At 45.6% G+C, this 12,343-nt stretch carries 15 protein-coding genes; 5 read left to right on the forward strand and 10 right to left on the reverse strand.

What is annotated here, in order from left to right:
* Positions 1–168: 168 nt before the first annotated feature.
* Positions 169–1,074 (forward strand): 30S ribosomal protein S6--L-glutamate ligase, encoded by a 906-nt coding sequence (gene rimK, locus Q4Q54_RS13060; protein ID WP_006079988.1) that lies wholly within the window; start codon positions 169–171, stop codon positions 1,072–1,074.
* A gap of 86 nt (positions 1,075–1,160) precedes the next feature.
* On the opposite strand, the gene Q4Q54_RS13065 is transcribed toward rimK, so the two are convergent.
* From Q4Q54_RS13065 to Q4Q54_RS13080, 4 genes are all read right to left on the reverse strand, one after another.
* Entirely contained in the window at positions 1,161–1,853 is a 693-nt protein-coding gene (locus Q4Q54_RS13065; RefSeq protein ID WP_311988661.1) for a TorF family putative porin, read from the reverse strand.
* A gap of 290 nt (positions 1,854–2,143) precedes the next feature.
* Complete coding sequence (locus tag Q4Q54_RS13070; protein ID WP_006079990.1) at positions 2,144–2,416, reverse strand: HU family DNA-binding protein; 273 nt, start codon at positions 2,414–2,416, stop codon at positions 2,144–2,146.
* 159 nt (positions 2,417–2,575) lie between these two features.
* Positions 2,576–3,373, reverse strand: a complete 798-nt coding sequence (locus tag Q4Q54_RS13075; protein ID WP_259511047.1) for a response regulator — start codon at positions 3,371–3,373, stop codon at positions 2,576–2,578.
* Between the two features lie 83 nt (positions 3,374–3,456).
* Positions 3,457–3,837: a hypothetical protein gene (locus tag Q4Q54_RS13080; RefSeq protein WP_115333816.1), complete on the reverse strand. Its 381-nt coding sequence runs from the start codon at positions 3,835–3,837 to the stop codon at positions 3,457–3,459.
* A gap of 130 nt (positions 3,838–3,967) precedes the next feature.
* On the opposite strand from Q4Q54_RS13080, the gene Q4Q54_RS13085 reads away from it, so the two are divergent.
* A complete protein-coding gene (locus Q4Q54_RS13085; RefSeq protein WP_311988662.1) occupies positions 3,968–4,477 on the forward strand; it encodes a DUF4240 domain-containing protein in 510 nt (169 codons plus the stop codon).
* A gap of 12 nt (positions 4,478–4,489) precedes the next feature.
* Here Q4Q54_RS13085 and Q4Q54_RS13090 read toward each other — a convergent pair whose 3' ends face one another.
* Entirely contained in the window at positions 4,490–4,804 is a 315-nt protein-coding gene (locus tag Q4Q54_RS13090; protein ID WP_311890109.1) for a hypothetical protein, read from the reverse strand.
* Positions 4,805–4,939: 135 nt separating this feature from the next.
* Positions 4,940–5,248, reverse strand: a complete 309-nt coding sequence (locus tag Q4Q54_RS13095) for a hypothetical protein (protein WP_012090285.1) — start codon at positions 5,246–5,248, stop codon at positions 4,940–4,942.
* A 278-nt stretch (positions 5,249–5,526) separates the two neighbouring features.
* On the opposite strand from Q4Q54_RS13095, the gene Q4Q54_RS13100 reads away from it, so the two are divergent.
* Positions 5,527–6,051 carry a DUF3016 domain-containing protein gene (locus tag Q4Q54_RS13100; protein WP_311988663.1) on the forward strand — a complete coding sequence of 175 codons (525 nt, stop codon included), beginning with the start codon at positions 5,527–5,529 and terminating at the stop codon, positions 6,049–6,051.
* A 78-nt stretch (positions 6,052–6,129) separates the two neighbouring features.
* Here Q4Q54_RS13100 and Q4Q54_RS13105 read toward each other — a convergent pair whose 3' ends face one another.
* Entirely contained in the window at positions 6,130–7,887 is a 1,758-nt protein-coding gene (locus Q4Q54_RS13105; protein WP_283627757.1) for a GGDEF domain-containing protein, read from the reverse strand.
* A 160-nt stretch (positions 7,888–8,047) separates the two neighbouring features.
* A complete protein-coding gene (locus Q4Q54_RS13110) occupies positions 8,048–8,356 on the reverse strand; it encodes a prephenate dehydrogenase (RefSeq protein ID WP_311905633.1) in 309 nt (102 codons plus the stop codon).
* A 48-nt stretch (positions 8,357–8,404) separates the two neighbouring features.
* Between Q4Q54_RS13110 and Q4Q54_RS13115 the strand changes: the two genes are divergently transcribed.
* Positions 8,405–9,307 carry a TraB/GumN family protein gene (locus Q4Q54_RS13115; protein WP_311890111.1) on the forward strand — a complete coding sequence of 301 codons (903 nt, stop codon included), beginning with the start codon at positions 8,405–8,407 and terminating at the stop codon, positions 9,305–9,307.
* A gap of 34 nt (positions 9,308–9,341) precedes the next feature.
* Here Q4Q54_RS13115 and Q4Q54_RS13120 read toward each other — a convergent pair whose 3' ends face one another.
* Positions 9,342–10,115 carry a methyltransferase domain-containing protein gene (locus Q4Q54_RS13120; RefSeq protein ID WP_311988664.1) on the reverse strand — a complete coding sequence of 258 codons (774 nt, stop codon included), beginning with the start codon at positions 10,113–10,115 and terminating at the stop codon, positions 9,342–9,344.
* 415 nt (positions 10,116–10,530) lie between these two features.
* On the opposite strand from Q4Q54_RS13120, the gene Q4Q54_RS13125 reads away from it, so the two are divergent.
* Positions 10,531–11,361, forward strand: a complete 831-nt coding sequence (locus Q4Q54_RS13125) for a MaoC/PaaZ C-terminal domain-containing protein (protein WP_106651707.1) — start codon at positions 10,531–10,533, stop codon at positions 11,359–11,361.
* 80 nt (positions 11,362–11,441) lie between these two features.
* Here the strand turns inward: Q4Q54_RS13125 and Q4Q54_RS13130 are convergent, their stop codons facing one another.
* Positions 11,442–12,332, reverse strand: coding sequence for an aldo/keto reductase family oxidoreductase (locus Q4Q54_RS13130; RefSeq protein ID WP_311988665.1), 891 nt, complete (start codon positions 12,330–12,332; stop codon positions 11,442–11,444).
* Positions 12,333–12,343 lie beyond the last annotated feature (11 nt).

The following is a 12,343-nucleotide window of genomic DNA, read 5'->3' on the forward strand; positions in this document are numbered from 1 at the left end:
TGTGTGAGAGGTCTCGAACTATTTCAATAGCATAGTGATTTCGTCTGGTGAGGAATATTTTCTTGCTTTACACTGAGCAATAGACAAATATCAGCCCCTTTTTCTGTCGCTGTGCTTTTAGTGCTGCAGAACGGTTTATTCACTCATGCTTAAGTTGGTCACTCAGCAATGAAAATAGGTATTTTATCCCAATTCCCCCAGTTGTATTCGACACAACGTTTAGTGGAGGCTTGTCAAAGCCGTGGACATGAAGCGGTCGTGATCAATACACTGAACTGCTACATGAATATTAATTCCATTAAGCCTAGCATTCATTATGAAGGCACTGAATTAGTTGGCTTTGATGCCATCATTCCGCGTATTCATGCCAGCGTGACTTTTTATGGTTGTGCCGTTGTTCGTCAGTTCGAGATGATGGGCGTGTATGCGGCGAATGATTCAATCTCTATTGCGCGTTCTCGGGACAAATTACGGGCGCTGCAATTACTCTCCCGCAAAGGGATTGGTATGCCTGTGACAGGCTTTGCCAATAAGCCAAATGATATCCCCGACCTCATCAATATGGTGGGCGGCGCTCCGTTAGTCATTAAGTTACTCGAAGGTACTCAAGGGATTGGCGTGGTATTAGCTGAGACGAAAACGGCTGCTGAGAGCGTGATAGAAGCATTCTTGGGGCTGAAAGCGAATATCTTAGTACAGGAATACATTAAAGAATCCAATGGCAGTGATATTCGTTGTTTTGTTGTCGGTGACAAGGTCATCGCCTCTATGAAGCGCCAAGGTCCCGAGGGGGATTTTCGCTCTAATCTGCATTTGGGTGGCTGTGGTGAGGTGGTTAAAATCACTGCAGTGGAACGTAAGATGGCGATTGCGGCGGTGAAAGCGATGGGATTGGTGGTCGCTGGGGTGGATATTTTACGCTCTAATCGTGGTCCTTTGATCCTTGAGGTGAATTCGGCGCCAGGCATTGAAGGGATTGAACAAACCACAGGGATTTCAGTGACTGAGCCTATTGTTGAATATATCGAGAAAATGGTCGCTGCCCGTAAAACCAATAGACCTATTATTGCCTAATAGTTGATTACGCTAAAAAAACGCTACCGTTTAAGGTGGCGTTTTTTATGCTTAGAGCTTAGACGTAAGATCCTAAATGTTAGATCTTAGAGATCAAAGCTGTAGGAATAGCCGAGTACCAGTTTGGCATCATCATCGGTGAGATCGGTATCAGAAACCATGAACGACACTGTGCCCATGCTGGTATCTGCACTGAGTGTGACGTTATAGTCGGCATAGTTATCTTCGCCAAACCAAGATTGCACAACATCACCGCTTGAGTAGCCATAGTGCACTGATAAGCTAAGTTTTTCAGTGAGAGGCACAGAGACAGTCGCGGCAAGATAGCTGAGATCTTTATTATCTAACGGATCGGCGGTGACATCGTCACCGGCATTGATGACATGGGAGTAACCCAGTTCAAGCCACTTCCAAGTTACTGCAGCATGGAGTTCACCAAAATCAATGCTGCCAGGAGCGTCTGGGTAGGCGTAGTAGAGGTAGCCAAAGTCGTAACTGATGTCTTCGGTAATATTGCCACCATAACCCGCGTAGAGATCCAGCTCGTAGCTCGTATCATCACCAAAATCCACATTCGATGCCCAAGTGCCGGCATAAAATCCAGAATCATGGCTGTAGTCAATCCCACCTTGGATTGCGACCGCATCTTTAGTTTGGGTCGCACCGCGCCATAGGTAATTAGAGGTACCACCAATGTTGCCTGATACGGCTGCAAAGGCATTGCCAGCCAGTAACATTCCCGTCGATAAGGCCAAAACGCTGTACAGTGATTTCTTCATGCTCATCCCCTCGATTGACTTATTTATCGATTCACCAGTGGCACACTTAAGTAAGTAGTGGTCATTAGTGCATCTTGGTTTTTTTCTAAGAAGGGATTTGCTAATCATATGCCACTATTACAATTCTATGTAAAACAAGATATTAGAACATCAAGTGTTAATAAAATGTTTTTATTTGCCAGTTTATGGGGCAGAGGCGCACTCTTGTTGTGCAAAAAATATTCAGGATTTCACTGGAAGAAAGCAAAAAAAACGCCTCACAATGGAGGCGTTGTTTTGAATTTTCTCGCTTAGTTTACGCTGTCGCGTAGGGTTTTACCCGCTTTAAACTTAGGCACAGTCGCTTCAGCGATTTGAATTTCTTTACCCGTTTGTGGGTTACGGCCGGTGCGAGCAGCACGAGTCGCAGTTTCAAACGAACCGAAGCCTACGATGGAGATTTTGTCACCATTTTTCATTGATTCGGTAATGGCTGCTTCAAAAGACTTCAATGCGCGTGCGGCTTCTACTTTCGTTAGATCGGCATTTTCTGCAATTTTGGCGATAAGTTCAGTTTTGTTCATTTTTATTGTCTCTTCTTTCCGTAGATTTATTTGAAATAAGCGTGCCTAACATGCCATAAGGTTCAGCGCTTGGAAAGCCTTTTGCGTCTAAGCTGCCGCAGGATGTTCGGTAAAGCGCAGAATATTTACTCAGTTCGTGACTTAAGTTTTATTCTGGTTTCATTCTTCTAACAGTTGATAGAGTAATTTTTTAACCAATTTGGGTTCAAAGGGCTTGTCGCATAAGGCATTCACCCCCGCTTGGGACACATTGCTGAGGTGGGTATCGTTGGCTTCGGAAGATACCATCAAGATGGGAATGTGCGATTGCTGGCTTTCGCTGCGAATATATTGAGTCAGCGCAAGACCATCTACGCTGGGCATATTGTAGTCAGTGATGACTAAGTCGAACATATTGTTTTTCATCAACGCTATGGCCTGTGCACCATCTTCAGCCTCGGTAATCAGTTTCATCCCTAAGTTACCAATCGTACGTTTAATGACATTTCTTGCCATACGGCTATCATCGACCACTAATACGCGCACATCCTGCACATCGAAATTACTGAGGTCGAGTTCATCGTGGCTGAGCAGATCGATAGTGGCATTTAAGGCTGTGGCTAAATGCTCGGCACTGAAGGGCTTAGGTAGGATAGCGACCACACCCGATTGGCGGAATATCTCAAGTTGCTCACGGCGACACTCGCTCGAGACCAGCATAAATTGAATATCTTTGCAGTCAGCGCTAGCCCTTAAGTAGCCTAAGAGTTCGATGGCGGTGCCATCATCAAAATGCATGGCGCTGGCGATAAGATCGGGTTTGTGGCGAGCAATAATATCTTTAGCCGCTTCAATATTTTCTGCGGTTTGAATGCTGAGAATACCTTCCTGTTGCAAGCGTTGAATAATAATTCGACGCTGGATATCTGAAGGTTCTACCAAAAGAATGGAAAGTTCGCTGGGCGATAAATGGCTCATAGTCTACTTCAAGTTAAGAGTCGCAAGTATTTTATTGGGTCGCTAAGCTACGCTATTAGTAACAGCTTAGCAACAAATGTCCATTACCGTGTTTGACGGGTCAAATAATGACTCGTGACCTTAGAAAATGCGATCCAATACTGCAAGAGTAAAATGACAATAATGCTTATTGTCAGCGGCAACATAGGAATATTGTGGCCAGAAACAACCACTTTTACATCTTCAGGGGTAATACGGTAGGCAATAATCGCTGTCATGCCTAGGGCTGAAAATCCTAAGGTTTGCATGCCGATATAAATCTTCAATACTAAGCTCGACCACGGCGTGCGCATCATTATGCCAACGAGCACAGGGAGGACGCCTAGGGTGAATACATCAAAGGATTGCGTTGTCACGGCCCGTAAAAGTGCGGCAATGCTGAAGAGGCAATATAAAGAGATCAGTAGCATAAGACGTTTAGGCATAGATGTATGTGTAGACAGGTAGCGAAGAAGATGAGCAAGTGTAGGAAATGCCCTAATCCGAGTCCAGCATAACCTTAATATCGTGTAGAATAAGCCTTTTGCGAAAGGCTTATTCTATTAGGTGAAGTTTATGACAGAAGTTGAGTTTTGGGGTTTAGTCACGCGTACGGAAGCGGCGCAATCACAGGAGTCTTTGGCTCAAGCACTGAAGCAGAAACTCGCCGAACTGAGTAATGAAGAGTTAAAAGCCTTCGATAAAATCTTTGGTCAGCAGATGCGTCGTAGCTATTTGTGGTCGGTTTGGGGCGCGGCTTACATTATTACGGGCTGTGATTCTGAATATGCCTTTGCCGAATTCAGGTGTTTTTTGATTTCACTCGGCAAAGAAACCTACGATGGTGTGGTTAATCAGCCTGACACTTTAGCGCGTTTAGCCGCTTGGCCAGAGCGAGACGCCTATGCTTATCCCTTTGTGGATGAATACGATCTTATTGCAGGGCAATTATACGAAGATAGAACCGGTGATGAGTTGCCCTTTATGCCATCGGGCAAGGCGACGCCCGCGGGGAAAAAATTTAGCACTAAGCCCAAGGATTTAAAGCTGCAATACCCTGAGCTCTGCGCCCGTTTTCCATTTTAATCTTGCAATCGCTTATGAGCGTAAACAGGCATTGGTTGTCACATCGAAGGTCATGCCGTATTTAGGGCAGATATCATTCATAAACTCATGTTCCTGTGCGGTTAATTGCTGAGAAAAATCTTGCTTAAGCTGCTCAGCCATTTGGGTTTCAGCCGCATATTGCGCCTGAGCCAATTTGCTAAAATGAGCGTTAACCGCCTGTTGTTGGCTGATGGTCAATGGCGCCGCATGGCTTGAAAGACTAATGCTAGTTCCGAATGTTAGTAGAGCCAATAAAGCGATTTTATGTGAGTAAGGTTTTGATAAATTAGCTGTTTTTAGGTTCATAGGTAAGCTCCAAATTAAAAATTACGTTTAACACGTCAGTTCTAAATCGTGCATCCTTAGACGGTAAAGAAAACGAGTTGTGCTTTGAGGGGCTTAGCTTATTGTATAAATATTGAACCTATGCTGAACGGTTAGTTAGCGCTCATTTTTCATTTCTTTGCATTGAAACCCTTGCTTGCGAGTATCGAACTGGCACATAGAACCACATTCCCAAGGTACATCGTCGTAGAAGGCTGATTGTTCGCGTGCAAAATCGCGGCAGGTCTCATAGCTGTCAAAGTTATCAGTTTTTTTATACTTCCCCGAGTCATAGCCATGGTTATAGATAAAGGCTGACCATGTTTTAGGGCCGGTATTTTTATCACTCGGGGAGATAAACCAAATCGCACTAACCACGCAGGTAAACAGGATAAGAATGAACACTGGTACAACGGGGAATTTCATTTTTATTAAGTGAGCCATGTAAACAATAGCGGAAGGATAACGTTTTTTTTGTGGTTATGCGCGTAAAATGTTCACAAATTGATAACCATGCACTTACTTAGTGCAGTCTCGATACAAAAAGATACGTGTCAATTGTGGTTGAACTATAAAATTTTACTCATTTATACAAAAGCTTACACTGCGTTAGCTGTACTTATATCAGTTTTGCGTTAAGCTCTAGTTCAGGTTAGATTTTGTACTGTGGTTTCCAGAAAGTTATCTAGGCCTTGGAGGCAAATATGAAAATTAAGTCCCTTTTACTCGCAGGTGTATTAAGTTGCAGTGCGGCTTGGGCAGCCGATGAAGCGCCAGTGAATCCCGTCACCGAAGATGGGGTGGTTAAAATTGTTTGGCAAAGTCCTAAGGATTTTCGCGATATCAAATCATCGGGGGAAATCCAATCCCGCTATGAGAAGCGCTTATTTGAGACCTTAACAGAAAACATCAATAAAGAAGCGGCGAAGATTTTAAAGCCGAATCAAAAGCTTGAAATGACGATCACCGATGTTGATCTGGCGGGGGATATGCGCCCAACCTTTGGTGCGACCGCCAATGATTTACGCATTGTTAAAGAAATCTATCCACCGCGTATGACTTTTTCCTATCAAGTTTTGGAAAACGATAAAGTGATTATTGCGGGCGATGAAAAACTGTCGGATATGGGTTTCATGGATGGGATTAAATCTTTAACTGATAAACCTTTTATGTACGAAACCAAAATGTTGACTGATTGGTTAAAGAAGACGATTGCCCCACAACTTTAATCGTCAATCTTTCAATCTTTCAATCTTTCAATCTTTCAATCTTTCAATCTTTCAATCGTTAAATCGGTCACTTAAGACTCAAGCACTGAGCGCTTGAGTTTCGATAGTAAGGTGATTTTCTAACAGGTAAAATCCGTTATTCGCGGATTTTGCCTGTTTTTTTGCCCGGGCACTTAAGGTCGACAGGCTGTGTTCATTGGCGTTAAAGGTCAGTGCTGGTGGCAAGATACCCACGCACAGGCTGATCAATTGATGGTAGCAGGCTTCGCCTTGTCTATCGTCGGCGAGCATCTCTTGAGCTTGCCAATGCTCGGCGCTGTAAAACAAATGCTTATGGGTTTCAAAGTCCGCTAGAATTCGTTGGCAACGGCTGATCATATGTTCACAGGTGCTGATAATCACAAAGTCATCGCCGCCCACATGGCCGATAAAGCAATTGTCACTTTTATATTTCAGTAACAGATTAGTCACTTCACAAATCACTTCATCGCCGCGACAAAAGCCATAAATATCGTTATAGGGCTTAAAGTTACACAAATCAAAATAGGCCAGGTAAAAGTGTTTCTTTTGGATTTTAAGGCGTTTTAATTCCTCCTGAATGGGCACATTGCCCGGCAAGTCTGTCAGAGGATTCGCATGGCGGGCCATCTTAATTCTGTGCTCTGTGATCCTTTGCAGTAAATCCTTAGTGTGGCCTATGCCGAGTAGTTTGCCACGGCGAAGGATAATGAACTGCTGAGCAACTGTATTGGCCGTCTCTGAGGTCAGCAATTGGCTCACTGTAGATAAGGGTTCGTTGGCTTCAATTTGGATAACCTGCGGGTCCATCACTTCACTTACGGCATGATTTTCATGCAAGGCACGACCATAGGGCGTACTGAAAAGCTCGAGTAAGGTTGCGCGGCTGATAATCCCCAGCGGTAACTGATTATCGACCACAACCACCGCCTGCAGTGCGGGTTGCGAGCTAAAGGTGTCACTTAAAAATTTGAGTTTGAGTGTGGGTGCAACTGTGATGGCATTTGTGCACAGGCTTTCGGCGGATTCGCTGTATCTAGGTTGAATTTGGGTATTGTTTGGCACTAAGGTCGCTTTCATCGCGCGGCAGGGGAGCACTTCTGGACGCCCTAGCAAATAGCCTTGGCAATAGACGATACCCAGTTGTTTGAGTACGGCTAATTCCTCTTGCGTTTCAATCCCTTCTGCTATCACTTTGCAGGTTAAGCTTTGGCATAACTCCACAATCGAGCGGACAAACTCCTGTTTGACAGGGGTCGAATCAATTTCATGGATAAAGTGGCGGTCAATTTTGACATAGTCGGGCGACAATTCTGACCAGAGCCTTAAACCGGAATAACCTGCGCCTAAGTCATCGATGGCCGTTAAAAAACCTTGGCTGCGATAATGATTCAAGCAAGATTTAAGTAAGTCGATATCATCGGCGGGATATTGCTCCGACAGCTCAATCACCACCTGCGATGGCGCTATGCCGAGTTGTTGCAACAGCTGTAAGGTCATGCCCTTGGGGTGCGCAGGGTCTAACAACGCCTTGGGCGAGATATTGATAAACAGCTTGCCTTGGAACTGACGCAGCTTAAATTGTTCGAGTGAAATGCGCCGACAAAGGGTTTCTAACTCGCTTAACTTGCCTTCATGCTCGGCGGTCTGAAATAGCGGCACTGGAGAGTATAACGGGCTGTGTTCAGGGCCGCGGCTCAAGGCTTCAAAACCGTGGATCTTATGTTCTAATATATTGAAAATTGGCTGAAATAAGGGACTGATTGCCGCTTTAGAAATTATTTTATCGAGCTCTTTAGCCAAATCTAAACTTGTCATTACGTCAGCCCCTTCGTCTATGTGAGCGGAGTCTATGACTTAGAAATGACAAAATGATGACAATTTTGAGGGCGCTTAGCGTTAGCTATGCGGGGGGGTTGAATGGATAGCAGATGAAAAGAGCTGAAGACTACTGGCGAGTTTCAGCTCTTAATCAAGCTTAGCTTTGCATCTTAAAGGCCTGCAATGTTTGCAGTAACGCACCGAGCTGGCGCACATAGGTTTCGAGTTCTTTAGCATCGAGCGCCTCATATTCTTCCATACGAGTTAAGTCATCGACCAACTCTTGTACATAGGGCAGAAAACGATTACTCGAAGCGATAAAACCTTGTTCTGCCGTAAATATGCTGGTGAAGTTTCCATGGCCAGCTTTCTTTAGCTCATCTAACTTAGCGTCGGCGTCTATGGCTTGGCGATAGGCGATTTGAAGATTCTCTTTCAGTTGCTCTATAACCTTGGTATGTGGCATAACAGCGTCTCATTGCAAAATTTGCAGGAATTATAAGGGGCAAAGGATATGGCAACAAGCCAATGGCGATTAATTGCAGCAATCTGTTTTCTGGCGTTGACGGGTTGGAGCACCAAAGCGGTGAGTGCCGAAACCGATAAGCCGCCATTTTATCAAGTGCAATGGCAAGGAAAGAGCGCGTATCTACTGGGCTCGATTCATATTGGACGTGCCGATTTTTATCCATTACCCACCCAAATTGAAACCTCGCTGGGCAAAGCGAAGGGCTTAGTCGTGGAAGTCGATATGAATAAAGCCGATAGCAATGCCTTGCTGCGCCAATACGGCCGCGCCGATAAAACCAAAGGTTTAGATTGGCAGAGCCGAGATAAACAAACGGTTGAGAGCATGACGCCCTATTGCGCTGCCACGGCCAATGTTTGCCAGTCGATTCAATCCTTCGCGCCTTGGCTGCAAGCCACGCAACTTAACTTAATACGTTATAACAACTTAGGTTACAGCACGGATTATGGCGTTGATATGCAGTTGATTGCCCGCCATGCGGCTTTACCTGTGTATCAGTTAGAAACCGCCGAGTCGCAATTTCAGTTATTAGCGTCCTTTGATAGCCAAGCGCAGTGGTCTATGGTGCGTGAGGCGATTAGTACGTCGGATGCAGACCTTTTGTCGTTAATTGCGGCTTGGCGTTCGGGTAATGAAGCTGAGCTTGATAACATAATGCAGGAGCAAATGGGCGGCGAGGACGACACTGAAATGCTAGAGAAAATTCTCTGGCGGCGAAACCATGTGATGGCCGACGGCATTATAAAATTAATGGGCTCGACTGACGTGGCTTCACCATTATTTGTGGTGGTTGGTGCGGGTCATGTGGTGGGCGATAAGAGTGTGGTGCAATTGCTAGAACGAGCAGGCGCCAAAGTGAGCGCCTGCTGGAAACAGACCTGCGAGTAATCGTTTAGGATACTGGGTTTATAACCAAGCGCATTTAACCTGCAGGACTCTGCCCTAAAAAGTGTACATATCGACCCAGCGAAATATAGGGCTCGCGTTGCGAATACTCGAGCTCCATTTGCAGCAATTTTTGATAATCGAAATCCACTGGTTGACTCTTTTTTAAATAGTCGTGGATCACCCGCACGCCAGACTGACAGATGAGTGACATCTGCCACTCGCTAAACCAATCTTTAACCTCTTGAATATAAAGTGGGTGCGTGGGTGTTAGCCGCACTTTCTTTTTCACTTTTAAATCTGCGGCGACGTAATCGAAATTGCCCGACACTAAGGCATGAAAGCGCATGGCTTCTTTGTTGTAAAACATCAAAGAGAATAATCCCGCGGGTTTAAGCATAGTGAGTAGGCCCGCCATCGTGGGCTTAGCATCTGTTAACCATTCGACGACCGCATGGCACAATATGATATCGAAATAGCCATGTTGCTCGACCGACAGAGCTTGAATAGGCGCATGGATTAGCTGGATAGCTAATGGTTCAGGCGATGCATCTATCTGCTCTTGCGCTTGCGCCAACATCTCCGCCGAGATATCGCACAGCACCACTTCGTGGCCGAGGCGGGCTAATTTCTGGCTAAAGTAACCAAAACCACCGCCCGCATCTAATACCCTGAGTTTTCTATCCCCCAGTTTTACTAGCGCAGGTGCGAGGTCGCGCCACAGTACAGCGGCACGAATGTCGCCTTTAGGCGTACCATAAATATTTTTTGCAAATTTTTGCGCGAGTTTATCAAAATTCTTATCTTGCACGTGATAACTAGGTTAAAGAGAGTGGAACGATAGTGTGGCACAGACGTAAATTTTTCGCACTCAGGAGATGTTATCGCCGAGCCGAGATGGGTAAATTTGTATCATAATATTTTAATTTATTGATTTTATTAGTAGTAATTATTCCTACTAAACTTAGGGATACACAGAACTCTGTCCTCTGGGTTATAATCACGCCGTTTTCGACAAACCTGACTCTATAGCTATCCATTCGGTGAGTCAGCATCAGCCCTTATTAAGACGCAGCGCTGCCTGTTTTACACTCGTTATCAACTTGATTGAGCAGACGTTACTCGTCTGTGCGGGGTAATTTATGGCAATGCATTTATGTGCCAAGGGATAGTTAATTAAAAGGTACTCAGACTTGAATAATGCATATTGTGTTGAATTGAACGCGATGCCGTCGCTGTTTTCTCTTTATCGCAAGATCTTCTTTGGCCGTAAGCCGGGTTGGGATCAGCAACCGCTGCCCTATATAAAGGTGACTGCGCCGCATGTGACTGTGTCTGAAACTAAAGTAAGCCAATATGCGCAGGTGTGTGGTTTTCAATTTGACGGTAAAGTGCTGCCGCCAACCTATTTGTACGTGATGGCATTTCGCCTGCATGCGGTGATTTTTACCCACGATGGCATCACTTTCCCACTGCTTGGGATGATCCACCTAAAGAACCGCATTCAAGTGTATCGCCCTGTAACGGTTGACGAGACTTTCTCCCTCGAGTGTGCCTTGACCACAAGCCGTGAGACGGATTCTGGCTTAGAGTTTGAATTTGTGTCTAAGGCGTTTGTGGGTGAAGAACTCGTTTGGGAATCGCTTTCCACCTATTTATATCGTATCGATGTTGCTGGACGTCGGGTTCGTCCACCTAAAGCCATTGATATGGCGTGGGAAACGCCACAAAGCTGGAGTTTGAGTGAAGATTTAGGTCGTCGTTATGCTAAGGCATCTGGTGACTATAACTTGATCCACTTGCATCCTGTGCTCTCAAAGCGTTTTGGTTTTGATCGCGTGCTCGCCCATGGTATGTGGTCTAAGGCCCGTTGTTTGGCGGAGTTGATGCCAAGCATTGGCGATCGTCCATTTACTGTGGATGTGACCTTTAAACTGCCACTGTTGATGCCTGCCGATGTTGGATTTGGCTATGAGCAGAATGCTAATAATATGGTATTTGAGTTACGTGACAGCAAAGGTCGTCGCCCGCATTTAAGTGGCGATGTGCAGTTTTAAGTCGCATTCAATAATACATATAACAACGGCGCCTTCTGGCGCCGTTGTTGTTTATGGTTGTTGCGTTTGGGAGGTAAAAATTAAGGTACGCTGTGACCCATAGATGCCTGCCAAATACTGAACCATTGCTGGCGATCGAGCTGGATCTCATTGGAGGCAACGGCGCGCTTTATCCGCTCGATATTGCCACTGCCGATAAGCGGCACAGGTCTGCTTGGTAGCATACGAACCCAGGCATAAATCACTTGGCTGATATCTTGGGCTCCCACTTGCTCGGCGATGAGCTTGAGGGTTTGATGCAAGCGAACCGCCTGTGGGTTCGTGGTTTCAAAAATCCTTCCGCCTGCTAAGCACGACCAAGCCATAGGCCGAATACGACGTTGCTGACACAAATCGAGCGTACCGTCGTGTAGGGTGCTCATCGCTAGTGGCGAGAGTTCCACTTGATTGGTGACTAAAGGAGCATCCAAGCGCGATTGCAGCAAGGAAAACTGTGCATTGGTGAAGTTCGATACGCCAAAATGCTGCACTTTACCTGCTTGCTTGAGGATCTTAAATGCCTCGGCGACCGCATCAGCGTCCATCAGGGGATCGGGTCTGTGGATCAGCAGCAGATCTAAATAATCGGTATTAAGCTGCATAAGGGAATGCTCGACGCTGGCAATAATATGCTCACAGGAGGTGTCGTAGTGATTAACGTAGCGCTCAGGGTGGCAGGCAAACGCGGGTTTAATGCCGCATTTACTGACAATTTGCATCTGTTGGCGCAGTGCAGGCTTTAAGGCTAATGCCTCGCCAAACAAGGTTTCGCATTGATATTGGCCATAAATATCAGCGTGATCCATAGTGGTCACGCCTAGTTCTAGGTATTGCTCAATCAGGCTAAGGCGCTGCATGGGCGTCATGTCCCAGCTTTCCATTCGCCAGAAACCAGCAACAAATTCAGAAAAAGTAAAATGGGACTCGCTCATGCTGTTCCTCT

The organism is Shewanella sp. SP2S2-4 (assembly GCF_031932025.1).
Lineage (GTDB): Bacteria > Pseudomonadota > Gammaproteobacteria > Enterobacterales > Shewanellaceae > Shewanella > Shewanella baltica.

What these genes read in the sequence shown, in the direction of transcription:
- Q4Q54_RS13085 (WP_311988662.1), top strand. Translation starts at nt 3,968, where the DNA reads ATGACAGAAGTTGAGTTTTGGGGTTTAGTCACGCGTACGGAAGCGGCG.
- Q4Q54_RS13080 (WP_115333816.1), bottom strand. Translation starts at nt 3,837, where the DNA reads ATGCCTAAACGTCTTATGCTACTGATCTCTTTATATTGCCTCTTCAGC.
- Q4Q54_RS13075 (WP_259511047.1), bottom strand. Translation starts at nt 3,373, where the DNA reads ATGAGCCATTTATCGCCCAGCGAACTTTCCATTCTTTTGGTAGAACCT.
- Q4Q54_RS13095 (WP_012090285.1), bottom strand. Translation starts at nt 5,248, where the DNA reads ATGAAATTCCCCGTTGTACCAGTGTTCATTCTTATCCTGTTTACCTGC.
- Q4Q54_RS13065 (WP_311988661.1), bottom strand. Translation starts at nt 1,853, where the DNA reads ATGAAGAAATCACTGTACAGCGTTTTGGCCTTATCGACGGGAATGTTA.
- Q4Q54_RS13070 (WP_006079990.1), bottom strand. Translation starts at nt 2,416, where the DNA reads ATGAACAAAACTGAACTTATCGCCAAAATTGCAGAAAATGCCGATCTA.
- Q4Q54_RS13125 (WP_106651707.1), top strand. Translation starts at nt 10,531, where the DNA reads ATGCCGTCGCTGTTTTCTCTTTATCGCAAGATCTTCTTTGGCCGTAAG.
- rimK (WP_006079988.1), top strand. Translation starts at nt 169, where the DNA reads ATGAAAATAGGTATTTTATCCCAATTCCCCCAGTTGTATTCGACACAA.
- Q4Q54_RS13100 (WP_311988663.1), top strand. Translation starts at nt 5,527, where the DNA reads ATGAAAATTAAGTCCCTTTTACTCGCAGGTGTATTAAGTTGCAGTGCG.
- Q4Q54_RS13105 (WP_283627757.1), bottom strand. Translation starts at nt 7,887, where the DNA reads ATGACAAGTTTAGATTTGGCTAAAGAGCTCGATAAAATAATTTCTAAA.
- Q4Q54_RS13110 (WP_311905633.1), bottom strand. Translation starts at nt 8,356, where the DNA reads ATGCCACATACCAAGGTTATAGAGCAACTGAAAGAGAATCTTCAAATC.
- Q4Q54_RS13130 (WP_311988665.1), bottom strand. Translation starts at nt 12,332, where the DNA reads ATGAGCGAGTCCCATTTTACTTTTTCTGAATTTGTTGCTGGTTTCTGG.
- Q4Q54_RS13115 (WP_311890111.1), top strand. Translation starts at nt 8,405, where the DNA reads ATGGCAACAAGCCAATGGCGATTAATTGCAGCAATCTGTTTTCTGGCG.
- Q4Q54_RS13090 (WP_311890109.1), bottom strand. Translation starts at nt 4,804, where the DNA reads ATGAACCTAAAAACAGCTAATTTATCAAAACCTTACTCACATAAAATC.